We start from the raw sequence: 23112 nt of genomic DNA, 5'->3' as shown, positions 1-23112 counted from the left end.
AACAAGTTTTACAAAAATTGAAATGGTTCGGTACATACGGTAGATGCATGGAAACTAGTCTGGGTTCCTCGCTCATCCGCTAATGCTTGCAGACGGGCTGTCACATCCGCTTTCATCATTTTCTCGGCATTATGTCCTGGGTCTATGATGGAAAGGCCTGCTGCCAACGCATCATGCGCAGTATGATAATCAATGTCTCCAGTCACGAGCACGTCTGCTCCGTGGAACAGTGCGTGCCGGACATAGCGGGAACCGGAGCCACCCAGCACAGCTACTTTGCGAATCGGTCGAGTGAGGTCGCCGACTACCCGAACGTGCGGCACAGCGAATTTTGATTTTACGCGCTCTGCCATTTCTTGCAGCGTGACCGACTCCTCGAGCTTGCCAACCCGTCCCAATCCATAGGCCGTCCCCTGAAGATCAACCGGATACAAATCGTATGCCACTTCTTCATACGGATGCGATTTCAACATGGCCTGCAGGACGCGGCTTTTTATCGATTTTGGCACAATCGTTTCGATACGTGATTCCTTAACCACTTCCAGCTTGCCGGCATGCCCGATATACGGGTTCGTGCCGTCTTGAGGCTGAAACGTCCCTGTACCGCTTAGATTGAAGCTGCAGTGGCTATAATCCCCGATATGTCCCGCACCTGCATCCAAAATGGCAGCGCGCACCTGTTGTGCATGCGTCTCCGGAACGAATACGACGAGCTTCTGCAGCGGCTCATGCTGGAGCGTTTCCAATACTTTGACATCTGTCAACTGCAGCAGATTCGCCATCAGGTCGTTCATTCCGCCTACGGCAACATCATAATTCGTATGTGAAATATAGACTGCAATATCATGCTTAATCAGCTTTTCATACAGCTTTCCTGCAGGTGTATCTGTTTGCAAATGAGCCAGCGGCCTGAAAATGATCGCATGATGCGCAATAATAAGCCCTGCTTGCATGCGTATTGCCTCATCCACGACTTCATCTGTCACGTCTAGTGCAACAAGCACTTGTGATACATCCTTCCTAATCGAACCGAGCTGCAAGCCAATACGGTCATTCTCCACCGCCATAGATTTGGGGGCAAGCTGCTCCATCCACTGAACTATCGTTTGAGCGTTTGCAAACATGCTACGATCCTCTCCATTTCCGCTTGTTTCTTTGCAAATGCTGTACGGCGCTCCCTAGCTTCTTCCGTCTCCGCCTGCTCCATCGTTCGCAGCACACGTTCCCATTTTCCAAGTTCATGCTCCCACTTTTGCACAAATACAGATGAGGGATTGAGCGAGAGCAAAGGTCCCATTAGGAACAACCAGTCTTCGGTTAACGCAATACCGCATGGCAATTGTCGAGTCTCATACAATCGTTCATTATGCTCTTCCAGCAATTGTCTGTCTGCCAGACGCTCTGCAAGAAGCACCTCATAAATTTTGCCGTCTTCTTCGAGAATGTGTTCCTGCACCAGCGCCCATCCCTGTTCACGCAGCCAGCGGCGCACGATGTCTTCGCCAACGTTCGGCTGCAGGATAAGACGTGTAACTCCTTCCAGCTTTTTCGGATCCGCAGATAAAATAGTTGCAATTAAGCTTCCGCCCATGCCGGCTATCGTAATGCAATCGACTTCACCTTGCTTCACTACGGATAGACCGTCGCCATGTCTGACATTTACTGTCATTTCCATACAAGCCCCTTGTACTTGGCGGCGGGCTGCTTCAAAAGGTCCTTGATTGACTTCGCCTGCGACCGCGAACGAAATGCGCTTATGCTTGGCCAGATAGACGGGAAGAAGTGCATGATCCGAGCCGATATCTGCTAATCGGCTGCCCTCAGGCACCCAATCCGCGATCCATTGCAGTCGTTTTGACAGTTTGATGTTCACGTAACCACTTCACCCACTGTTTTCTAAAGTAATAAGCAAAATAGAAAAAAATAAAAAGCTTAACAAGTAACACGAATAACAGTTCATTGTCAGGCACGGTCTGTGTTGAGACGAGCCCGTTTACCCAGATCAACTCTGGCATAAACCACAAAATAATGGCGCCTAGCAGCATACCGGCTGCCGCAGACTGTGAGAAACGGTGCACCGCCCAAGCCAACCATACAATCAGCACACACTCCGGCAGCCAGAGCCACTGACTTTCTAATAACGTGATGTCGGTCATCGCGGTGCGCAATATTTGAGCATACGTTAACGCAAGTCCTAACCAGCCCATACCCTGCATCCAGCCGCTCCGAATTAGCCAACCCGAGAACAGCCAGAGAAGGGCCGCTGTCATACAGCAAATTGACACGCTCCACCATTCGCTCCAACCTTGCAAATAAAGGATGAGTATTCCGCCTGCACTGCCAGCTGCACAGCCGATAATCGCATATCCTTTGGCCCGGGCCGGCTTCCTCTTTCTTCCCCGCGCAGCGATAAAAATAGACAGCAGCGCAATACACAGCACAACGCTAATTTGCATTGAAGGAGCAAAAACGGTAAAATAAAATCCAACAATACAAATCAAGGCAGAAATGAAAAATACAGTAAACCATCGTTTGGCAGACATCGATACGATACGTTCCACCCACGAAGCTGGCGAAGTGGTGGAGGAAGCTGTATCAGACGTTTTCTCCGGAAGTTCGTACAGCCGATCCAGAAAATCGCAATACACCTCCGGTAACAAGCGATTGCTTCGCCAGCGGGCGATTTCTTGCTTCATCCATTGACGTTGCTGCGGCTCCATTCTGCTACACACCCCCTATCGCTTTCGGATTTGCAGCTTCTAAGCAAAAGACCCTCAGCGCGCAAGCATGCGCGTCAGAAGGTCTCGTCGAAAGTTTTATTCAAGGAAATCTTTTAAGCGTTTGCTGCGGCTTGGGTGGCGCAGCTTACGAAGAGCCTTCGCTTCAATCTGGCGAATCCGCTCGCGTGTAACGCCGAACACTTTGCCCACTTCTTCAAGGGTGCGTGTACGGCCGTCATCAAGACCAAAACGCAAACGAAGCACATTCTCCTCACGTTCCGTCAACGTATCCAATACGTCTTCCAGCTGTTCCTTCAACAGCTCGTAAGCGGCTGCATCTGCCGGAGCCAGCGCCTCTTGATCCTCGATGAAATCCCCTAAATGCGAATCATCTTCTTCCCCAATCGGTGTTTCCAAGGAGACCGGTTCTTGTGCAATTTTCATTATTTCGCGTACTTTCTCAACGCTGAGCTCCATCTCTGCTGCAATCTCTTCCGGTGTCGGCTCACGCCCCAGCTCTTGCAGCAATTGACGGGAGACACGCACCAACTTGTTGATCGTCTCAACCATGTGTACCGGAATACGGATAGTACGCGCTTGATCCGCAATCGCTCGTGTAATTGCTTGACGAATCCACCACGTTGCATACGTGCTGAATTTGTATCCTTTGCTATGATCGAATTTCTCTACCGCTTTAATGAGACCCATATTGCCCTCTTGAATCAAATCCAAGAACAGCATCCCGCGACCGACATAGCGCTTTGCGATGCTGACGACTAGCCGCAAGTTGGCTTCTGTCAAGCGCTTCTTCGCTTCTTCGTCCCCTTGCTCGATTCGCTTAGCGAGTTCAATCTCTTCTTCTGCTGATAAGAGCGGAACACGGCCGATCTCTTTTAAGTACATCCGGACAGGGTCATTAATTTTGATGCCCGGGGGCAAAGACAAGTCATCATCAAAATGAAAATCATCTTGTTCGTCTTGGTCACGTTCTCCGTTCCCGCGATTGCCCATCCCATCATCCGTTTCGTTTACCACTTCAATTCCCAAATCAGAAAGCTGCTCATAGAACTCATCCATCTGCTCCGGGTCTTGCTCGAACGTCGACATTTTCTCGGCAATCTCTTTGTAGGTAAGCGTTCCACGCTTTTTACCGAGTTCAATCAACTGGTCCTTCACATGTTCCAAAGCTGTTTCCGTGTCTAGTCCAGTATGTTGATCATTCGCCATTTTCCGACTCCCTCCTCCCTAGAATCCTCCTCCTGCTAACGCTTCAGTTCTTGCTCTAGGGCTATAATTTCTTGTGCAATTTGTGCCGCGCGTAATACTTGGCCGGAACGTTCCGCCTGCACCATCTCTTCTCTTTTACGCTCGATTTCACGCTGTCTGGGTACTTTAAGAATTTGATCGATATAATCATCTAACAGGTCTGTATCGTAACGAAGGGACGCTTCTGCCATCGATATGGAAGCAGCGGCCTTCTCCAAGCGATCATCTTGCAGTGTTGCCAAGTACCGACTAAAATCGGGTTCCTTGCCTTGCGCATAATAGGCATATAGATAAGCGGCAAGCGCCGCATGATCATCTACATTGAATTGTTCGCCAAGATTCCGCTCCACGTAATTAGCGACTTCTACATCTTGAAACATTAATGCTAACAAGCTGCGCTCTGCATACACATAAGCTGGTCTTAACGTAGGCGGGGCAATACTTCGATTATCATTCCTAACATTATTCCACCAATTGTCATGATTATCCCCGTGTTCGTTCTTTTTTTGCAGTTTCTGGCGAATGTTAGCACATTCTTGCTTTAACGAATCAAGCGAAGATTCTCCAGGTAAATCAAGCTGCAATGCTACATCCTTCAGATGCATCTCCCGTTCGACAGGGGAAGCAACCCTGGCGATGACGTTTATCGCTTCATCTTTGAAACGTCGTTTTCCATCATCTTCTAGCAGTATATGATTTCGGCGTAAAGATATAAGCTTGAATTTGGTGGGAGTGACAGCAGCTTCGATTATCGCATGTCTAAACCGTTCTGCTCCGTGCGTTTTTAAATAATCATCCGGGTCCATTCGATCGGGAAGCATCGCCACAGCCACATGTATACCGGCTTCTTCGAGCAGCGGTATCGCCTTGAGGGCAGCCGCTTGTCCGGCATCATCACCGTCATAGCATAACGTCACGCTGTCGGCCATCCGTTTCATCAATGTTACCTGGTCTCCGGTAAGTGCAGTTCCCATCGTCGCAATTCCGTTACATACTTCTGCATCCCAAGCTTGAATTACATCCGCATACCCCTCGAACAAAATGATTTGTCCGGTGCGCTTTATGTGTGTTCTTGCTTGATGCATGTTATATACCAGCTTCGATTTATTGAAAAGCATCGTTTCCGGGGAGTTCAAATATTTGGGCTGTCCGTCGCCCATTATTCGGCCTGCAAATGCAATAGCATGTCCGTTCCGGTCCCAGATCGGGAACATAATACGGTCACGAAAACGATCAACGTAACCACTGCCGTTATGTCTTGCGGACACCAGGCCGCCTTTCTCCATCAAGGAGAGATCGAATTCCCGTTTCTCCAACAGCTGCACGAGCGTATCCCACTGCGGAGGAGCATATCCGATTTGGAACTGTTCGATTAATTTGTCGTTGATGCCTCGACCACGCAGGTAAAGAAGCGCCTCTTGACCGTGGGAAGTGTTCATTAATATATAATGATACAGCTTGGCGGCCAATTCATGCGCCTTTATAAGAGAGTCTTTCGCTTCATTTTGCGGATTGCGCTCAGTTACAGTTCCTGCACCCCATGTAATCGGAATGTGTGACAATTCCGCCAAATGCTTCATCGCTTCGGGATAGGAGTAACCTTCAATCCCCATCATGAATTGAATGACCGTCCCGCTCTTGCCGCAACCGTAACAATGGAAGATTTGCTTCTCCGGAGTAACGGTGAACGAGGGAGTCTTTTCCGAGTGGAACGGGCACAGCCCTTTCAAATATTTACCGTGCTTCGACAAATGAACATATTGGCCGACGATATCCACAATATCGTTGCGCTTTAACACTTCATCCCTTACTTCATCAGGAATAAGTCCGTATCCGCCCATCGTCCAACCACCTTCATTTAAACACGTATACTACTTCGCTATGGTGACAGTTTCTCCTGCTCATCATGCAAAAGTTTTGTCAGTTTATGTTGGAAATTTTCTCGGTCGCTTTCACTCATGGCACGCGGCCCCTTCGTTCGAATCCCTGCCCGGCGCGACTTGCTGGAGATGTGGCGTCTTGATAAATACTCATCCACGTTGTCGCTCGTCAACTCCCCGCCGCGAGGCGTAATAACGTAAGCTCCTCTCGGCAAACAGAGCGCGGCCAATCCGTAGTCATTCGTGACGACTACGTCTCCTGACCGCGCTGCGTTGGCAATATAAATGTCGGCCGCTTGAAACGCCTGATCCACAAATATAGTATGAATATCGTGATTCGTAAGCTGCCAGTCCGGAGCAAAGGCGGCATATGAGGCGACAAACATGACCTCGGCCTCCATTTCCAAAGCTACGGCAACAATTTCGTTTTTAACGGGACAAGCATCAGCGTCAACTACAATTCGAAGTTTAGAAGTCAATGAAATTCACCATTTTCGTCAAAGCGTCTGAAAAACTAATCCATGCTCACTGTTTCCACCGTTTATATTATATACGCTGCAACATTTAAAATTCCTGCTACCGAACGCAGGTTTTCACAAACATTCAATCGTTTCTTGTCGTTTTGTGATCAAAAAGGAAGGAACATGTCGAAGATCGGCTTCTTCTTCATGTTCCATCGTCTCTAGAATTGCATCATGTTAAATATTGCTGTAGCTATGCCTGAACTTATGCCCACACCAACTTGGAGAAATCTGCAAAGCGGTGAATGTCACCCGCAATGTTGGCCAAGAGCGCCAATCGATTCGCGCGCACCGCTTCATCTTCAGCCATGACCATCACATTATCGAAGAACGAGTGAATCGCATCCTTCAATTGTCCGAGAGCCGCTAAAGCCTCTGACGGATGTGAATACGAGTCATTAAAGGCTTGATGAACTTCTGTCCAGCGCACATAGAGCATTCGTTCCTCTTCCTGTTGGAATTTCGATTCGTCAACAACGGTTGAAGCTGCTTTAGAAGCCAAATTGCATACTCGGTTGAACGATTCAACGGTCAGCTTGAACGCTTCATCCGTTACGGCCTGCATTAGGGCTTCTCCACGAGCAACGGTCAATTTCACATCATCATAGCCTGAAGCCATAATCGCATCAACTACGTCATAACGGACAGATTCCGACAACACGTTTTTCACGCGCAGTCCGAAGAATTCGTATAGATCTTTGCGAATGTCTTCACAGTCTCGTTTTAGAACCTCCACTCGATCATATACGTCGAGCGCAATGTTGAACATCGTATGGAGCGTTAACGGAAGCTCGCGCTCCAGCAATATTTGTACGATCCCTGTCGCCTGACGCCGAAGCCCGTAAGGATCCTGGGATCCAGTCGGAATAATGCCGATTCCGAAGCAGCCGACGAGCGTATCCAGTTTATCCGCCATGCTAATAATCGAACCGACCAACGATTCCGGTGCGGGATCGCCTGCAAAGCGCGGCTTGTAGTGCTCGTTAATGGCCTGTGCCACTTCCTCTGGCTCACCTGCTTTGCGGGCATAGTCCTCACCCATGACGCCTTGAAGCTCTGGGAATTCATACACCATTTGCGTCACTAGATCGAACTTGCAAATATCTGCGGCGCGGCTTACCCACAGTGCTGTTTGCCGATCAGTTTGCACGGCTAAGGCCAGCGCATCGGCGATAGCATGAATCCGGCGCACCTTATCGCCGATCGTACCAAGTTCCTCGTGAAACACGATCGAATCCAGCTTTTGTACACAATCGATAATTTGCAGTTTTTGATCCTCTGCATAGAAAAATTTCGCATCGGACAGGCGGGCACGCAGAACCTTCTCGTTTCCTTTGGCCACAATATCGATCCCTTTACTATCACCGTTGCGTACAGTGACGAAATAAGGCATCAGTTGTCCTTCTGCATCCAGCACCGGGAAGTACCGCTGATGCTCACGCATGGACGTAATCAGCACGTCCTGCGGAATGCTCAAGAATGACTCCTCGAACGCTCCAAACAGTACAGTCGGGTATTCTACCAAGAAGAGAACCTCTTCCAACAGATCATCCTTCACTGCAATGTTCCAGTTTTTCTCCGCGGCAAGCGCTTCGATCTGACGAGATATTTCTGCTTCGCGTTCACTCACATCAACGATAACGAATTGCTCGCGCAGACGCTCCACATATTGTGCCGGTTCTTCGATTACTGCGTCTCCACCCAAGAATCGATGCCCGCGGGATATCGCCTGCGCTTGTACGCCTTCGATTTCAAGTGGAATGATGTCTGTTCCGTGCAAAGCAACGATCCAACGGATCGGGCGCACGAAGCGCATTTCATTCGCACCCCAACGCATATTTTTCGGGAAGGTCATCGCATGGATAATCGATGTCAACCCTTCAACAAGAACCGCTGCCGTATTGGTTCCAATGCTGCTCTTGTTGGCATAAATATATTCGACCCCGTTCAATTCCTTGAAAAAGAACTGATCTGGCTCCACTCCTTGACCACGTGCAAATCCTAATGCAGCTTTCGTCCAAGCACCGTTCTCGTCGAGGGCAATCTTCTTAGCCGGCCCCTTAACTTCCTCGTGGATATCCGTCTGTTTATCCGCTACATCATGAACAAGAACGGCTAGCCGTCTTGGCGTAGCGAACGCTTGTACCTCACCGTAAGCGATACGGGAGTCCGTCAACCAGCGTTCCAAGCGCTCTTTCAATTGTCCCATGGCGCCGCGCATAAAGCGGGCGGGCACTTCTTCCAGTCCAAGCTCCAACAGCAAATGCTTAGGCATGATGTTTCTCTCCTTTCTTCAAGAGCGGGAAGCCCAGCTTCTCCCGTTCCTCAAAATACGTTGCCGCTACTTGACGTGCAAGGTTGCGCACTCGTGTAATATACCCAGTGCGCTCGGTGACGCTGATGGCACCGCGCGCGTCCAGCAAGTTGAACGCATGGGAACATTTCAGCACATAATCATATGCAGGGAACACCAAATGCTGTTCCATAGCGCGATTCGCTTCCTGCTCGTACATGTCGAACAGCTTGAACAGCATCGCAGTATCGCTTACCTCGAACGTATATTTTGAATGCTCGTATTCAGGTTGATGGAATACGTCTCCATAAGTTACGCCGTCCACCCATTCCAAGTCGAATACATTTTCTTTGTCTTGAATGTAAGAAGCCAACCGTTCCAAACCGTACGTAATTTCGACTGCAACTGGGTTCGCATCAATGCCCCCAACTTGTTGGAAATAAGTAAACTGTGTAATTTCCATGCCATCCAGCCATACTTCCCATCCGAGTCCCCAAGCGCCAAGCGTCGGTGCTTCCCAGTTATCTTCCACGAAGCGGATATCGTGCAGCAATGGATCGATGCCAAGCCGCTTCAAGCTTTCCAAATACAATTCTTGAATATTGTCTGGAGAAGGCTTCAAAATAACTTGAAATTGGTGATGCTGATACAGCCGGTTCGGGTTCTCACCATAACGGCCGTCAGCCGGACGGCGGGACGGTTCTACATAAGCTACGTTCCATGGCTCTGGTCCGATCGAACGTAAGAACGTCATTGGATTCATCGTTCCCGCACCTTTTTCCACATCATACGGTTGGACGATGATACAATTCTGTTCGGCCCAGAAATTTTGTAAAGTTAAAATCATTTGTTGAAAATTCACGGCCATATACACTCCTTTGCTTCATAATTCGTGTTCAAAAGGGATAACACTGACGTAAAGAGAAGCCAAAAAAACTCTCGCCTCTACGTCTGATGCCAGACGTAGGGACGAGAGTTTAGTAATCCCGCGGTTCCACCCTACTTGATCAATTCGTCTGCAAATGAATAGGGAAAGTCCATCCATGTCCATATTCATGTGCCGAGCGTAATCCGATCCACTTTCTCGAAATCAAGCTTGCTCCAAAGTGCCGTTCATTCGTCCGCTCGTTCGGGCTTGCACTATCCCCGAATCGCTTAGTTCGAAGCCTAGGCGAATTACTTTCTTCTTCAACGCAAGCATATAAAGCTAGCTTTACTAATTATAGCAAAATCCGTACTTACTCGTCAAGATCAGCCAAGTCGTACTTCTCCATCTGTTCCAGAAACTTAAGCGATTTCAGCCGCACGCCGACATGGGTATCGATATACCCCCTCATACATGCCCGCAGCTGCAGCTTGGTCTCTGGCTTCAAGGTAACATTGCCAAGCCTGCGCAAATCTGTCTGCTCAAAACGCTGCAGCAATGCAAGGATACTGAGGTTCGCAATAAAGTTGGCATGCTCTTTCGGTTTGCAGCGTTGACAAATAGCTCCACCGAGACGCCAGCCGAACCCTGCTATCCCGTCTTCCCTGCCGCATACGACGCAAGTATGCAATTCGGGAGCGACCCCTGTTCGCTGCAGCAGCTTCATCTCGAACAGATGAGTCGTGACCTGCGCATCTTTCCCTTCGTCCAACGCACGCAAGTAGGCAAGCAGCTGATCGAACATGACACCGCCCGCTTCCTCATCATGAAGCGCTTTATCTACCAGCTCCGCTACGTAGGATGCGTACGCTGCGAGATGCAATTGTTCGCGCAGCTTATGATGACCTTCAATAATCTCACAAGCGTTAAGCGTTCCGATATGACCCATTCCGCGAAAAAAGACATATTCCCCGAATGTAAACAATTGCGTAGCCGCAGCATGTCGGCTGCGTACCTTCTTCGCGCCGCGCACGAGCACGCCTGCTTTACCATGGGATTTGGTGCACAGCGTAATAATTTTATTACCTTCCCCATAGTCCATACTGCGAATGACGATCCCCTCGACCCGATATAACACGCCCGGCCTCCCATGCAACTTTTAGCAGTTGTTCAAAAAACCTTGCCTTTTTGAACACTCACTTTTGCATAATCAAAATTATTCCGCAGGTTGCTCTGAAACAGATATTCCTGTTCCTATTTCTGCCGCAGATTCTTCCACTTCGGTTACCATCCCCGCTTGCTTATACAGCAAATAAGCATCTACATCCCCAGTCATGGCAAATACGTTCCACGAAAAATCACGCATCCGTAAATCCCCTTTCGTCGGAAATGACTATGCGTCATCATTAGGTTGTGCTGTTGGCAAGGGAATATCCGTTGCAAAATTTGGAGCGCGAACTTACGTAACTACTACAAATCAATTCCCGCCATTAGCCATTACGAATCATGGCGGAACCCGAGATCGCGTAAAATCCGATCTTGATTCCGCCAATCCTTTTTCACCTTAACCCATAGTTCCATATACGTCTTTGAACCAAGCAAATTTTCGATATCTTTTCTTGCCAGCTTCCCGATTTCTTTCAGCAGCGCTCCTTGCTTCCCGATAACGATTCCTTTCTGGGAATCCCGTTCTACAAAGATAACAGCGGAAATATAGACAACACCGTTCTCCTGCACACGCATATCTTCGATCGTAACCGCAATAGAATGCGGAATCTCTTCTCTTGTCAAATTAAGAATCTTCTCGCGAATTAATTCAGCGACCACAAATTGCTCAGGATGATCCGTAATTTGATCATCCGGATAGTATTGAGGCCCTTCCGGTATATAATGCTCTAGCACATCAAGCAGTCGATTGACATTATTTCCGGACAACGCGGAAATCGGCACAATCTCTGCAAATTCATGCAGCTCATTATACTGCAAAATAATGGGTGGCAGTGACTCCGGATGAACTTGATCAATTTTGTTCATCACGAGTATGACAGGAGTTTTGACTTTTTTCAATTGCTCAATTACATATTTATCACCGCTGCCAAGCCCGGTTGATACATCAACAAGGAACAGAACGGCTTCCACTTCATTTAACGTATTCAAGGCGACTTGATTCATATAATCGCCTAGCTTCGATTTGCGTTTATGAATTCCCGGCGTATCCAGAAACACGATTTGCGTGTTTTCTTTTGTATACACACCATGGATTTTATTGCGTGTCGTCTGCGGCTTGTCAGACATAATGGCAATTTTCTGTCCTATGACATGATTCATGAGCGTTGATTTGCCAACGTTCGGCCGGCCTACAATCGCCACGAATCCAGAATGAAAAGTATTGGATTTGGATTTGGATTTGGATTGGTCATGAAACATCAACTTTATTTCTCCTCCTACATATTGCTATATAAGGTTGTTCAAAAAGTCCCACCTTTTTTGAACACGCACTATATGCGCATAAGCGGCGTCCTGGCGTTTCGAGATTATCGAGAACGACCATGTACGCCGCTTACTGTTTACTCGTTTCTATATGCGTCTCTTGACGGCGAACTGTTCAAGCTGTCTACGTCAAAGGCACCCGGAAGCAAAGCTCCCACTGTCGTCTCCGACCACGAACCATTCATCGCCCCCATATATACGGGCATCGACGGCGCGCATAATTCAATCAGCACCTGTCGGCATACGCCGCAGGGGGTGATTGGCTGTTCTGTATCTCCGATAACAGCAATTGCCTTGAATGAGCGTGGAGCACAGCCATCCGCAATGGCACGGAATAAAGCAGTCCGTTCCGCACAGTTCGTCGGGCCGTAAGCTGCATTCTCTACGTTGCAGCCATAATGGATACGGTCATGTTCATCTAACAATGCGGCTCCCACTTTAAAATGGGAATAAGGCGTATACGCCCGGTCACGGGCCTGCTTCGCTTCCTGCAGCAATTGTTCTCCATTCATCGACTAAACCCTCCTGTATCTCAAAAAAGAAAATTGACGACAGGATAAAAAAAGATTACGGCACCGACGATAACGGCAAACACCGCCGTCACGAACACTGCTCCTGCGGCGGTATCTTTCGCAATTTTGGCGATAGGATGCATACTTGGCATGCTTAAGTCAACCGCTGCTTCCACAGCCGTATTCAGCAACTCGGCTGTAAAGACTAGTGTAACGGCCAACCCGATCCACAGCCATTCGGAAACCGAAATGCCGAATCCTATCCCCATGGCGATTACTAGAATTGTTATCACACCGTGCACACGCATATTACGCTCCGTGTGGAAAGCGTGAAGTATGCCAGAGATCGCCACACGGAACGTATCGCTCCATGGGCGCTTCATTAACGACTCAGCCCGATTCGAGCCAATACGGCTTCCTGCTTGTCCATCATGACGCGCTCGCTTGCTTCATCTTGATGATCGTAACCGAGCAGATGCAAAAAACCGTGCACGAACAAAAATCCGATCTCACGCTCAAGCGAATGACCATAATCGTCCGCTTGCGCACGCGCGCGTTCCGTGGAGATGATTATATCCCCAAGCAAATCGCTCATGGATTCTAGTTCGTCTTCATCTTCCACTTCGTATAGAATATCCAGTTCTTCATCCGTCGATTCATGGAGCGCAAAGGACAAAACATCTGTAGGACGGTCTATGCTGCGATATTCACGATTCAACTCGTGAATTTGTTCATCGTCAACAAATGTTAATGCCACTTCCCCTTCCGTAACGTCCTCCATCTGCGCGGCCTCTTGCAAAATACGTTCAAGCAGTTCAATCAGAGAGGCCGTTATCGGATAAACTTCCTGTTCATCATTCCATTCAAGCTTCATACTCATTGCTCAAGGTCGCTCCTTATTAAGACTCAGATTTTGTTGCAGAATCAGTTGCAGCGGAAGTTGCTCCACTACTGCTTGCTTCCGTAACATCACCTTTGGCTTCCGCGGCGTGCTCTTCCTTCGTCTTCTGCTTCAGCTTCGCATCATCCGGATATTCAATCCGTGAATGGAAGATTCCCATCACCGTTTCTTTAAGTGACTGCGCAACAATATCCAGTTCTCGCAGCGTCAAATCGCACTCATTGAATTGGTTATCATCAAGCCGATCTTTAATAATTTTCTGTATCATCGACTCAATCTGTTCAACCGTCGGATGCCGCAGCGAACGCACCGCTGCTTCGACACAGTCGGCGATACCGACGACGGCGGCTTCTTTGGATTGCGCTTTAGGACCTGGATAACGGAAATCATCTTCCGTGAAATCAGGCTCCGCCCCTTGTTCTTCCGCAAGCTTCAACGCTTTGTAATAGAAAAACTTAAGGAACGTCGTTCCGTGATGCTGTTCGGCAATATCACGGATCGGCTTCGGCAGTTTATAATCCTTCAGCATTTCCGCACCGTCTCGCGCATGCGCTACGATAATGGAGGTGCTCAGCTTCGGATCGATATAATCGTGCGGATTGTCCATATTAGTCTGATTTTCAATAAAATAACTTGGCCGTTTTGTCTTCCCGATGTCATGGTAGAAAGCACCGACGCGGCAGAGCAAACCGTTAGCTCCTATCGATTCAGCCGCCTGCTCCGCCAAGTTCCCGACCATTACACTATGATGATACGTTCCCGGCGTCTCCGTCAACAGCTTGCGCAGGAGCGGATGGTTCGGGTTCGACAGTTCCACGAGCTTAAGCGCAGACAAGATGCCAAACGTTACTTCAAAGAATGGCATTAAGCCCAACACCAAGACCGCTGTTAGCAGACCGCTTGCAAAGGCGAATGCCGCCGCAAGCATCAGGTCGCGGTTATTGAATGGATCTCCACTCAACATCCCCAGCATGAGCACCGTCAAGCTGCCGAAAATACACACCATAATACCCGCCTTCAAGATCGTTGAACGTTGGCTGGCACGATGAATCGCAAAAATGGCCGCATACGATGTCACCAAGGCAAAAAATCCAAAGTGGAAGTCAAAAATTGTGCCTTGCTGCGTATTTAAAATAATGCTCGCTAATATGCTTAATACGACGGCACACATATAGGCTAGCGGCAAATCAATCAGTAATGTGATAAGCATAACGCCCATTGCAACCGGAGCGACAAAGCCGATATAAGCGGCATCCTCCGTCTGAGCATACCCGATAATGTGTATTGCAATGACGCTAATCGTAAAGATAAGCACCAGCATCAACAGTTGAACGTTGTTGAATTTGAAATGCGTATGGCTTCCTTGGCGCATGAACATGAATAGCACGAGCGAGAACATTGCCGACAGCATGAGCAGTCCGAACTGCGGCCAATAATTGACCTCCGTCTTCAACAATTCATTCTCTTTTAACAGGTCATACATTTCTTGGGTAATGACTTGACCTTTCTTGACGAAAATATCCCCCTGCTTAATAAACACTGGAGTCGTATTTTCCCGTGCCTGAACTTTTGCCTCCTTCGTCGCGTCGTCATCATAGAACTTGTTCGGCGTAAGGGACAGACGAACGATCTCCTGCACCACTTCACGCGCCGAACGCTTGTTCAATGAACTGGCGTTGACGTACTCCGGAACCTTTGCTCTCGCTATGGCCGCCTCCGGCACTGGATCAATCATCAGCTTCGATACCAATTCTCGGGCTACCGGCTTCATTTCCGTAATATCATCCTTCGACAGCCGAGCCATCTTGATGAAGGTTTCTTCCGGAATGCGGTACTTCTGTTCCTCAATGCGATTGTTCATCTCATCGAGCATTACATTCGTATACGTGCTGGCATTGCGGCTCGTTGTCATGAACTGGCGAATGTGCTCGTTGACCATGTCGGGAACGACGCTGCGATACAGTTCAACCTTCTGCGAATATGATATCTGATCATCTGAGTTCAGTTGCTCGATACGGTCAAATATATTATCCATAAGCCGTTCATTCTTTAGAGAAATGATCTGATAGATGGGCTGGACACGTTCGGCAGCTTGTTCCTGCGCCTTCAGTGTCGCTTTCTTGTCCGGAATCTGAATGGGAGCGATAATATCCTTTTCGCTCTTCACATTGACTTCAATATCGAATTTCTCAGGCAAAATACTTGGAGCCAAACTAAAATAAAACAATAACGTTAAAAACAAAAATAGAAGAAAGCGCACGCCGACGCTGTACTTCCAACCTGCCATATTCACTTGGCGTGATTTGCTTCCGTTGCCGGAACGATTTGTCTTTAGCATAGAGAACAACCCTCTCTATCCTTGGTTTTCGCTTTCCTTCTGGTAAGCCGTAATAATTTTCTGCACTAAGGAATGACGAACAACATCCTGCTCGGCAAAATGCACGAATCCGATTTCCTTAATATCACTCAAAATTTGGCCGGCTTCCACTAATCCTGAGCGTTTGCCCCGTGGCAAATCAATCTGTGTGATGTCTCCCGTAATGACCATCTTCGATCCGAATCCAAGTCGCGTTAAGAACATCTTCATCTGCTCAGGCGTCGTATTTTGCGCTTCATCCAAAATAATGAACGCATCATCAAGTGTGCGTCCGCGCATATAAGCGAGCGGCGCAATCTCAATGAGGCCGCGTTCGAGCGCTTTCCCTACTTGTTCAAGACCCATGACGTCATAGAGCGCATCGTATAACGGTCGTAAATAAGGGTCAACCTTTTCTTGCAGATCTCCTGGAAGGAACCCCAGATTCTCGCCCGCTTCCACTGCAGGTCGTGTTAACACGATCCGCTTAACGGAACCCTCTTTCAGTGCGGAGACGGCCAATACGACAGCTAGGTACGTCTTCCCTGTGCCAGCGGGCCCCACACCAAACACAATATCTCTTTTCTTAATGGTCGATACATAATGACGTTGTCCAATGGTCTTTACACGGATCGGCTTGCCCCGATACGTGACGGCGATTTCACCTTTAAATAAATCGAGCAGTTCTTCAACCTTCCACTCTTGAGCCAAGTCGAGCGCATACAAAATATCGCGCTCTGACAAAATGATGTTGCCGCGAATCAATTGCAGCAGCACATTAAAGAGCTGTTGAAGTCTCTCTACCTCGATCGATTCGCCTGTAATGACGATCTCCGCTTCCCGAGACATGACATGCGCGTCTGTACGGCCTAGGATGAGCCTCAAATGCTTATCCTGAGGTCCAAATAGAGCAAGTCCTTCAGCGGCGTTTTGCAGTGATATTTTTACAGTCTGTTGTTGCGACAAAAACCTCAGTCTCCTTAGCATTCAGTGTCCTTGTGATTTTGGTTCAACATTCATTCTGAGTTCGATTCAGAACGGGATTCAAACTGGCGAACAAGCGGAAGTTCTTCCGCTATAGATTGTTCCACTTCAAAAAGCACCTTCAAGTTCACTTTACCATTGTCCGCCTTCTGATGCAAAATTTTTTCCGTTTGGATACGCGCTTTCGGTCCATTTTTTGCGATTACATCAGCACGCGCCTGCGTCAGTCCGGCTTTATATGCTTCCTCAGCGCTGCGTTCTTCCGACACATAATGTACTTCCATCACAATCTCTTTTAACCAGCCAATCGGAAATGATAACTCTCTCCACTTGATTCTACTCTCATCCTGAAGGGTTTCGTACTGCGCAAAAGGAATATCACCGTAACCCGATACTTTGAGTCTGCGATCTCCGGCCACAAAGTATGTAATTTCTTTCTGCTCTCCGGTAAATACTTTCTGTTTGCTAACTAGTGGTGATACGATGTGGTATTCATGCCATACGAGACCGCGCACGTCCCCTTTGGCCGCTACCGTCAATGGCGCATCAGGGGTTCCGAGACTGCCTGAAATGAGCACGTTTCCTTTCTTCACCCGCATATTTTGCTTCACGACAGGCCGGCCTTGATCTGCAATAATATGCGTGACAACGGCATCTGTCTTCGCTACAAGATGCCTTGGATTAACGAGCTGCTTAGCATCCGGAGTAATCGATTCCACCACCTCGATGGACACCTTCGTCCCTTCTCGGTGAATTCCAATCCAAGAGGCTCCCTTCAACTGGGTAGTCATCCCTTTCGACATGATATCGGGATCACGAAGGCGGAACGTCCATTGGAACGGATAAATTCCTTGCTGTCTGGCAGCGGAGAGCACAGCCTCGGTCGGAATGCGCACGTTGCCTTTTACATCAATCGTCCACACAAGGGAAGAGAGCATGTACAATCCGAACAGAAAAAGAAGCGCGCCCAGCACGAAAAACTTGCGACGCCTTACCTGTTTCATCGCAAACGGCACCCCGAAGCGTTCTTCTACATGAACGCGACAGCCTGTCTGCTTTAAAAGCGGCCGCAGGCGGAAGTAATCAGAGACAAGCACGTGAAACTCCATGACTCTAGGCGCAGTTACTTTTACATCCCACACCCGTAATTGTTTAGACGCAGCAGCATTTATGAAGGTTTCAATTTTTTCGCCGCGCACACGAACTCGGACATACCCGCGTACTCGCGCTAAAGGTGGTGTTTTCACGTCAATTCCCCCGTTCCATGATACTTTATATCGCGAACGAACCCTTCGATGCGGATTTCCTCCGTCCAAATGGTTCGAATGACAAGCTCGCTTCCATATATTTCTAATTCTCCAGTTACTAAGGCAAGACGAATATGATCATTGGAAAAATGAAGAATACCGCGATGATTTTCCACCACAATATGCCGATTGCCGATCATCGATAACCGGGGCGTATCCATTACAATATCTTGCGGCAAATCAAACCAATTCGCCGACCATTGGCGCAGTTTGCGGGCAATGCGACTCATTTTGCGATAGGCCCCCTTCCACTACTATTGCGCGTTCAAAAAGGCCACTTTTCAGCACCTAGAAGTACAAGTTTTCGCAAGAAAACGACTTCGGAAGCATCCCTCGAAGGAGGAGCGCAGCGTAGACGAGACTGCATGAGCACTGGACTTCAAGGTATACTTTGTGATTAAAAGGGGCTTTTGAGCAACCTCTACTTTACAATTTATGCTCCCAGACTCGCGATTATGAAGCGGGAAGAGCAGAATGACGCAAACAAATAAAGAGCCTCGGCTCGCAATAGATGCACTGTAAACAGTGTTCTATCACAAGAGCCGAGGCTCTATGCAAGATAAATTATAGTGCTTTATGGACGTCTCCCATACGGACGCTTTGCACGTGGAGGGCCGAGAATTTCTGCCCACGCCACGCCCCTCAGCGCATCTTTTGGGTCAATCACGAAGTTGGACGAGTTATCTGCCTCTTCACGTGTACTCGACGAAGCGGTCATCGTTCGGGAACTATTTCTCCCGTCCAGCGAAGACGATGGCAGACCTGACATGCTCTGAGCTGTGCGCTCAATGCCGGCAAGCCGCTGTTCCATCTCTGACATCCGATCATTCGCATCTTTTGCCCGTTTTTCAGCATAGCTTTCAGCCATGCTTGGGCGCGACTGCTCCATACTTCCTTTGTTGTCCGTATATATCGGAGTTACCATCTCGTCGTCCTCATCATCGTAGCGGCGGGACTCCGCTTGCTTCGCAGGCTCGACCGTTGGTGCAGGCCCTGCCTGACCGCTGCCGCCGAAATCCGGCATCCGGTTGTTCGCACCTTTCTTCTGGCCTTTCCCCATAGCTGAGAACAGCGCTCCGATGATCACAATGGCAATCAACGGATTGCTCATGACAAAACCAATGATTTTCTCAATGATATTCATGGCTTATCGCCTAGCTTTCCGGGTTGTTGTTATCGCGTCCGTTGTCGGACATTTTGCCGAGCGACCCACGCATATGCGTATCCGCTTCGATGTTCTTCAGATTCATGTAATCCATAACGCCAATCTTGCCATTGCGCAGCGCTTCCGCCATGGCAAGCGGAACTTGAGACTCGGATTCCACGACGCGTGCTCTCATCTCAATGACGCGAGCTTTCATCTCTTGTTCTTCAGCAACGGCCATTGCACGGCGTTCCTCTGCTTTCGCCTGCGCAATACGCTTGTCGGCTTCCGCTTGTTCGGTCTGCAGGTGCGCCCCGATGTTCTTGCCTACATCCACATCAGCGATATCAATGGACAGAATTTCAAATGCGGTTCCTGCGTCAAGCCCCTTGCCCAATACGGTACGGGAAATGCGATCCGGGTTCTCCAAAACGTCCTTGTGAGAGTTGCTGGAACCGACCGTCGTAACGATCCCTTCCCCGACGCGGGCGATAATCGTTTCTTCACCTGCACCCCCGACCAAGCGCTCGATGTTCGCGCGAACGGTAACGCGTGCGCGCACCTTCACTTCGATGCCATCCTTCGCCACTGCCGCAACAATCGGCGTTTCGATGACACGTGGATTAACGCTCATCTGAACGGCTTGCAGCACATCACGACCAGCAAGGTCAATCGCTGCCGCACGTTCGAACTCCAAGTGAATGTTTGCACGCTGAGCTGCAATGAGAGCATTGACGACACGGTCGACATTACCCCCTGCCAAGAAGTGACTCTCCAATTGGTTAATTGATAGCCCTAATCCTGCCTTTGTCGCTTTAATCATCGGGTTGACGATACGGCTTGGCGTCACTCGACGCAGACGCATCGCAACGAGGGTGATGATACTGATGCGAACTCCGGAAGCAATTGCTGAAATCCAGAGCATGACTGGGAAAAAGCTGAAGAACACACTTAGAGCAATCAAGATGACCGCCCCGATAAGCAGCGTAGATATTAATCCTGCATCCATACGTGGCACAACCTCCATTTATTAATCTATGTGATTTACAGTATTACCATAGTTAGAGGATGTTCTAAATGTCCCCTTTTTGAACACGCACTAGTAAAACGATAATATGAAACAAGGAACAGGTCAATTCCCATTGTGTGGCCGCACGACAATTCGTGAACCCTCTACTTGAATAACTTCGACCAGCTCATCGCTGCCGACGAAGGAGCCGTCGGTAACGACATCGAATTTATGATCGTCGATGAGCACCGTACCTGCAGGCCGAAGCGGAGTCAGCGCACGTCCTATTTTGCCGAGTATCTCCGTCTGATTGGAATTGGATACGTAACCTTCTTCTGTCGTCAACGCATCTTTCAGGATGAATCGATTCCATATTCCACGATGCTTAAACACTCTTACCACGATAATGATGACAATAAGTGCCGCCACGAAAGCGATGCCAAGCGACAATAGCGCATTCGACGTATCGTATGCCGCACGGACGACACCGGAAATCATACTGATTGAACCTAATATTCCCAATATGCCGAAGCTTGGAATGAACAGTTCCAAAGCGAGCAACACTAGACCTACAATAAATAATACGATGGTTTCCACCCCCGCCAGGCCTGAAATATAGTGGCCAAAGAAGTATAATCCGAAACCTAATATCCCTAATATACCTGGAATACCAAAGCCGGGCACAAACAACTCAATCGCCACCCCGGCAATGCCGAGGAACAAGAGTAGTGTCGCCACCACCGGATGAACGAGATACGCCGCAATCCGTTCGGCTGTTGTCTGATCGATCCGCTCGATATGAGAATCGGCCAGTTTCATCTGAGAGATCAGATCCTGAACAGAACCTGCTTCATATTCCGCATATCCTGCTTTCTTTGCCTCAGCCACGCTGAGCGACAAAATCTCTCCCGGATTTTTCGTCCGGCCGAGCTCGGGAAGTTCAATCTTAGCTTGTAAGTCCGCCATCGCTCTTGCAATATTTTGGTTGCGCCCATTTTTGCCCGCTACTGATTCCATCTCGCTTATCCATAATGCCACTAACTTCGGATCGTCGACATAGTTATGGGCACCGTCTACTAGCGCCGCCGAGCCGATGGCACTTCCCGGCGTCATTGCAATCTCATTTGCGCTCATCGCCAGGAAGCTCCCTGCTGATGCCGCTTTCCCTCGCACTAGCACAACCGTGTGTGCCGGACTTCCGATGATGCGTTGACTCAGATCCTGTGCAATATCGACTCTTCCGCCTGGAGTGTCCATCTCGATGATAATCGCAGCGGGATTTAACGCTTCCGCTTCTTCGAGAGCACGAAGCATAAATGACTTCATTACCGAATCTACATTTCCGATTAGCGGAATAACGACAACATTGTGTGAAGGATTAGCCGAATCGCTTGTCTCCGCATGGGATATCGGAACGAAAGCAAACATCAAGCTGAATAAAAGACCTAGTGCCAACATCCATGCGATGCATTTCAAGCCTCTTTCATTCATCTGTTTCTTTCGCATAAGATTTTACGCCCCCCCTTCCTATTCACTTGTTGGTATATGCTATTATACGTGATTTTACTCGTTTACGTTTCACAACCTTATCATCATAGAAAAAGCACTCCTTGTAAACAAGGAGTGCTTTCACATTTTTGTCGATAGGTTGTCAAGAGATCCTTATTGCAGATACTGTTGAACTATCGTATTGACTAGTTTGCCGTCGGCGCGCCCCTTCACCTTTGGCATGAGGGCACCCATCAATTTCCCCATGTCGGCTTTCGAAGAAGCACCGGTCTCTTGGATGGTCTCTTGAACGATCACTTTTATCTCTTCTTCGGAAAGCTGAGCAGGAAGGTAATGCGTCAAAATGTCAATTTCCGTTCTTAGTTTATCCGCTAAATCGCCTCGACCTGCTTTCTCGAACTCTTGGAGGGCATCTTTCCGCTGTTTGATCTCACGACCTAGAATCTCAAGCACTTCATCGTCATTCAAAGTTCTCTTTTCATCTATCTCAACATTCTTGATCGCCGAACGTACCATTCGGATGGTGGAGAGTTTGAACTTGTCTTGACTCTTCATCGCTTGCTTCATATCTTCGTTCAATCTTTGGCTAAGATCCATTGGTGCGTAATCCTCCTAAAACTTTCTCTTGCGGGCAGCCTCGGACTTCTTCTTGCGCTTGACGCTTGGCTTTTCATAGTGCTTACGCTTTTTAACTTCAGCCAATACGCCATCTTTCGCGATGGAGCGCTTAAAGCGACGAAGTGCAGCATCGATTGTCTCGTTTTTGCGAACTTTCGTTTCAGACACCAGTTTTCCCTCCCTCCGACCAGACCGTCCAAGAACAACAAACACGGTTTATCAAACTACATTATATGTGATTGCAAAAGTCAGTGTCAACCTTGAGGAAGCATTCTGTCAACATTTACGCATTGAAAGCACCCTCCAAAATAGTTCCTTCCGCTAAAGCGCCATAATCGCTATGCTTACTGCCCTACCAAAGCTCCTAACGATTCACCGCCAAGCAGATGGTAATGAATGTGAAACACAACCTGACCGCTATCTTTTCCACAATTATTGATAAGACGATATCCCGTATCCGCAATGCCCATCTCACGCGCCACATGTTGGGCTGCGCGGTGAACCTCGCCGATTAGCGAGAAGTCTTCTCCCTCAGCATCATTCATAGTTGCAATATGCTTCTTAGGAATGATAAGAATATGTACAGGGGCTTGTGGAGTGATATCATGAAATGCGACTACGGTTTCATTCTCGTACACCTTTTTGGAAGGAATGTTTCCTTCAATAATTTTACAAAAAATACAGTCCATTGGACTTTCCTCCTTCAACTGATTCTTATGTTCAAAAAGAAATGCAAG

The 23112-nt window shown here is 48.4% G+C and carries 24 protein-coding genes; all 24 read right to left on the bottom strand.

The genetic code is table 11. The annotated features are described in order from the left end of the window. Positions 1-8 precede the first annotated feature (8 nt). Complete coding sequence (locus tag LQV63_RS00505; RefSeq protein WP_233695319.1) at positions 9-1124, bottom strand: Nif3-like dinuclear metal center hexameric protein; 1116 nt, start codon at positions 1122-1124, stop codon at positions 9-11. Next, a complete protein-coding gene (locus tag LQV63_RS00500; RefSeq protein ID WP_233695318.1) occupies positions 1100-1873 on the bottom strand; it encodes a tRNA (adenine(22)-N(1))-methyltransferase in 774 nt (257 codons plus the stop codon). Before LQV63_RS00500 ends, LQV63_RS00505 begins: the two co-directional genes overlap by 25 nt. Then, positions 1821-2720, bottom strand: coding sequence for a hypothetical protein (locus LQV63_RS00495; protein WP_019422482.1), 900 nt, complete (start codon positions 2718-2720; stop codon positions 1821-1823). Before LQV63_RS00495 ends, LQV63_RS00500 begins: the two co-directional genes overlap by 53 nt. Positions 2721-2816: 96 nt before the next feature. After that, complete coding sequence (gene rpoD / locus LQV63_RS00490; RefSeq protein ID WP_019422483.1) at positions 2817-3947, bottom strand: RNA polymerase sigma factor RpoD; 1131 nt, start codon at positions 3945-3947, stop codon at positions 2817-2819. Positions 3948-3982: 35 nt separating this feature from the next. Then, positions 3983-5827: a DNA primase gene (gene dnaG, locus LQV63_RS00485; RefSeq protein ID WP_233695317.1), complete on the bottom strand. Its 1845-nt coding sequence runs from the start codon at positions 5825-5827 to the stop codon at positions 3983-3985. A 38-nt stretch (positions 5828-5865) separates the two neighbouring features. Further along, a complete protein-coding gene (locus tag LQV63_RS00480) occupies positions 5866-6345 on the bottom strand; it encodes a YaiI/YqxD family protein (RefSeq protein WP_051004517.1) in 480 nt (159 codons plus the stop codon). Between the two features lie 247 nt (positions 6346-6592). Beyond that, positions 6593-8662 (bottom strand): glycine--tRNA ligase subunit beta, encoded by a 2070-nt coding sequence (gene glyS / locus LQV63_RS00475; protein ID WP_233695316.1) that lies wholly within the window; start codon positions 8660-8662, stop codon positions 6593-6595. Beyond that, positions 8655-9542 (bottom strand): glycine--tRNA ligase subunit alpha, encoded by an 888-nt coding sequence (gene glyQ, locus LQV63_RS00470; RefSeq protein WP_026011162.1) that lies wholly within the window; start codon positions 9540-9542, stop codon positions 8655-8657. Before glyQ ends, glyS begins: the two co-directional genes overlap by 8 nt. Before the next feature lie 376 nt (positions 9543-9918). Then, complete coding sequence (gene recO / locus LQV63_RS00465; protein ID WP_233695315.1) at positions 9919-10683, bottom strand: DNA repair protein RecO; 765 nt, start codon at positions 10681-10683, stop codon at positions 9919-9921. 78 nt (positions 10684-10761) lie between these two features. Then, positions 10762-10911, bottom strand: coding sequence for a YqzL family protein (locus LQV63_RS00460; protein ID WP_233695314.1), 150 nt, complete (start codon positions 10909-10911; stop codon positions 10762-10764). Positions 10912-11042: 131 nt separating this feature from the next. Next, positions 11043-11972, bottom strand: coding sequence for a GTPase Era (era, locus tag LQV63_RS00455; RefSeq protein WP_233695552.1), 930 nt, complete (start codon positions 11970-11972; stop codon positions 11043-11045). Positions 11973-12112: 140 nt separating this feature from the next. Beyond that, a complete protein-coding gene (gene cdd / locus LQV63_RS00450; protein WP_019422491.1) occupies positions 12113-12547 on the bottom strand; it encodes a cytidine deaminase in 435 nt (144 codons plus the stop codon). 20 nt (positions 12548-12567) lie between these two features. After that, positions 12568-12930 carry a diacylglycerol kinase family protein gene (locus LQV63_RS00445; RefSeq protein ID WP_019422492.1) on the bottom strand — a complete coding sequence of 121 codons (363 nt, stop codon included), beginning with the start codon at positions 12928-12930 and terminating at the stop codon, positions 12568-12570. After that, complete coding sequence (gene ybeY, locus LQV63_RS00440; protein WP_019422493.1) at positions 12930-13427, bottom strand: rRNA maturation RNase YbeY; 498 nt, start codon at positions 13425-13427, stop codon at positions 12930-12932. The genes LQV63_RS00445 and ybeY overlap by 1 nt, the downstream gene beginning before the upstream one ends. Before the next feature lie 19 nt (positions 13428-13446). Continuing rightward, positions 13447-15786 carry an HD family phosphohydrolase gene (locus LQV63_RS00435; protein ID WP_233695313.1) on the bottom strand — a complete coding sequence of 780 codons (2340 nt, stop codon included), beginning with the start codon at positions 15784-15786 and terminating at the stop codon, positions 13447-13449. Between the two features lie 15 nt (positions 15787-15801). Next, positions 15802-16791 (bottom strand): PhoH family protein, encoded by a 990-nt coding sequence (locus LQV63_RS00430; protein ID WP_407672856.1) that lies wholly within the window; start codon positions 16789-16791, stop codon positions 15802-15804. A gap of 29 nt (positions 16792-16820) precedes the next feature. Beyond that, positions 16821-18035 (bottom strand): sporulation protein YqfD, encoded by a 1215-nt coding sequence (yqfD, locus tag LQV63_RS00425; protein ID WP_233695312.1) that lies wholly within the window; start codon positions 18033-18035, stop codon positions 16821-16823. Next, positions 18032-18325, bottom strand: a complete 294-nt coding sequence (yqfC, locus tag LQV63_RS00420; protein WP_019422497.1) for a sporulation protein YqfC — start codon at positions 18323-18325, stop codon at positions 18032-18034. The genes yqfD and yqfC overlap by 4 nt, the downstream gene beginning before the upstream one ends. A 344-nt stretch (positions 18326-18669) precedes the next feature. Next, complete coding sequence (locus tag LQV63_RS00415) at positions 18670-19239, bottom strand: hypothetical protein (protein ID WP_233695311.1); 570 nt, start codon at positions 19237-19239, stop codon at positions 18670-18672. A gap of 10 nt (positions 19240-19249) precedes the next feature. Further along, positions 19250-20248: a flotillin-like protein FloA gene (floA, locus tag LQV63_RS00410; RefSeq protein ID WP_019422499.1), complete on the bottom strand. Its 999-nt coding sequence runs from the start codon at positions 20246-20248 to the stop codon at positions 19250-19252. A gap of 123 nt (positions 20249-20371) precedes the next feature. Next, positions 20372-21754, bottom strand: coding sequence for an NfeD family protein (locus tag LQV63_RS00405; RefSeq protein WP_019422500.1), 1383 nt, complete (start codon positions 21752-21754; stop codon positions 20372-20374). A 156-nt stretch (positions 21755-21910) separates the two neighbouring features. Then, positions 21911-22354 (bottom strand): GatB/YqeY domain-containing protein, encoded by a 444-nt coding sequence (locus LQV63_RS00400; RefSeq protein WP_019422501.1) that lies wholly within the window; start codon positions 22352-22354, stop codon positions 21911-21913. Positions 22355-22369: 15 nt separating this feature from the next. After that, positions 22370-22543 (bottom strand): 30S ribosomal protein S21, encoded by a 174-nt coding sequence (gene rpsU / locus LQV63_RS00395; RefSeq protein ID WP_005547957.1) that lies wholly within the window; start codon positions 22541-22543, stop codon positions 22370-22372. Between the two features lie 176 nt (positions 22544-22719). Then, complete coding sequence (locus LQV63_RS00390) at positions 22720-23064, bottom strand: histidine triad nucleotide-binding protein (RefSeq protein WP_233695310.1); 345 nt, start codon at positions 23062-23064, stop codon at positions 22720-22722. Positions 23065-23112 lie beyond the last annotated feature (48 nt).

It is taken from the genome of Paenibacillus profundus (genome assembly GCF_021369635.1).
GTDB classification, from domain to species: Bacteria; Bacillota; Bacilli; order Paenibacillales; family Paenibacillaceae; genus Paenibacillus_B; species Paenibacillus_B profundus.
This window is presented reverse-complemented; position numbering and strand designations above follow the sequence as displayed.

Excerpts from the sequence above, each read along its gene's own strand:
- LQV63_RS00505 (WP_233695319.1), bottom strand. The coding sequence starts at position 1,124 with ATGTTTGCAAACGCTCAAACGATAGTTCAGTGGATGGAGCAGCTTGCC.
- LQV63_RS00495 (WP_019422482.1), bottom strand. The coding sequence starts at position 2,720 with ATGGAGCCGCAGCAACGTCAATGGATGAAGCAAGAAATCGCCCGCTGG.
- rpoD (WP_019422483.1), bottom strand. The coding sequence starts at position 3,947 with ATGGCGAATGATCAACATACTGGACTAGACACGGAAACAGCTTTGGAA.
- dnaG (WP_233695317.1), bottom strand. The coding sequence starts at position 5,827 with ATGGGCGGATACGGACTTATTCCTGATGAAGTAAGGGATGAAGTGTTA.
- glyS (WP_233695316.1), bottom strand. The coding sequence starts at position 8,662 with ATGCCTAAGCATTTGCTGTTGGAGCTTGGACTGGAAGAAGTGCCCGCC.
- LQV63_RS00460 (WP_233695314.1), bottom strand. The coding sequence starts at position 10,911 with ATGCGTGATTTTTCGTGGAACGTATTTGCCATGACTGGGGATGTAGAT.
- era (WP_233695552.1), bottom strand. The coding sequence starts at position 11,972 with ATGTTTCATGACCAATCCAAATCCAAATCCAAATCCAATACTTTTCAT.
- cdd (WP_019422491.1), bottom strand. The coding sequence starts at position 12,547 with ATGAATGGAGAACAATTGCTGCAGGAAGCGAAGCAGGCCCGTGACCGG.
- LQV63_RS00445 (WP_019422492.1), bottom strand. The coding sequence starts at position 12,930 with ATGAAGCGCCCATGGAGCGATACGTTCCGTGTGGCGATCTCTGGCATA.
- ybeY (WP_019422493.1), bottom strand. The coding sequence starts at position 13,427 with ATGAGTATGAAGCTTGAATGGAATGATGAACAGGAAGTTTATCCGATA.
- LQV63_RS00435 (WP_233695313.1), bottom strand. The coding sequence starts at position 15,786 with ATGCTAAAGACAAATCGTTCCGGCAACGGAAGCAAATCACGCCAAGTG.
- LQV63_RS00430 (WP_407672856.1), bottom strand. The coding sequence starts at position 16,791 with ATGCTAAGGAGACTGAGGTTTTTGTCGCAACAACAGACTGTAAAAATA.
- yqfC (WP_019422497.1), bottom strand. The coding sequence starts at position 18,325 with ATGAGTCGCATTGCCCGCAAACTGCGCCAATGGTCGGCGAATTGGTTT.
- LQV63_RS00415 (WP_233695311.1), bottom strand. The coding sequence starts at position 19,239 with ATGAATATCATTGAGAAAATCATTGGTTTTGTCATGAGCAATCCGTTG.
- floA (WP_019422499.1), bottom strand. The coding sequence starts at position 20,248 with ATGGATGCAGGATTAATATCTACGCTGCTTATCGGGGCGGTCATCTTG.
- LQV63_RS00405 (WP_019422500.1), bottom strand. The coding sequence starts at position 21,754 with ATGCGAAAGAAACAGATGAATGAAAGAGGCTTGAAATGCATCGCATGG.
- LQV63_RS00400 (WP_019422501.1), bottom strand. The coding sequence starts at position 22,354 with ATGGATCTTAGCCAAAGATTGAACGAAGATATGAAGCAAGCGATGAAG.
- LQV63_RS00390 (WP_233695310.1), bottom strand. The coding sequence starts at position 23,064 with ATGGACTGTATTTTTTGTAAAATTATTGAAGGAAACATTCCTTCCAAA.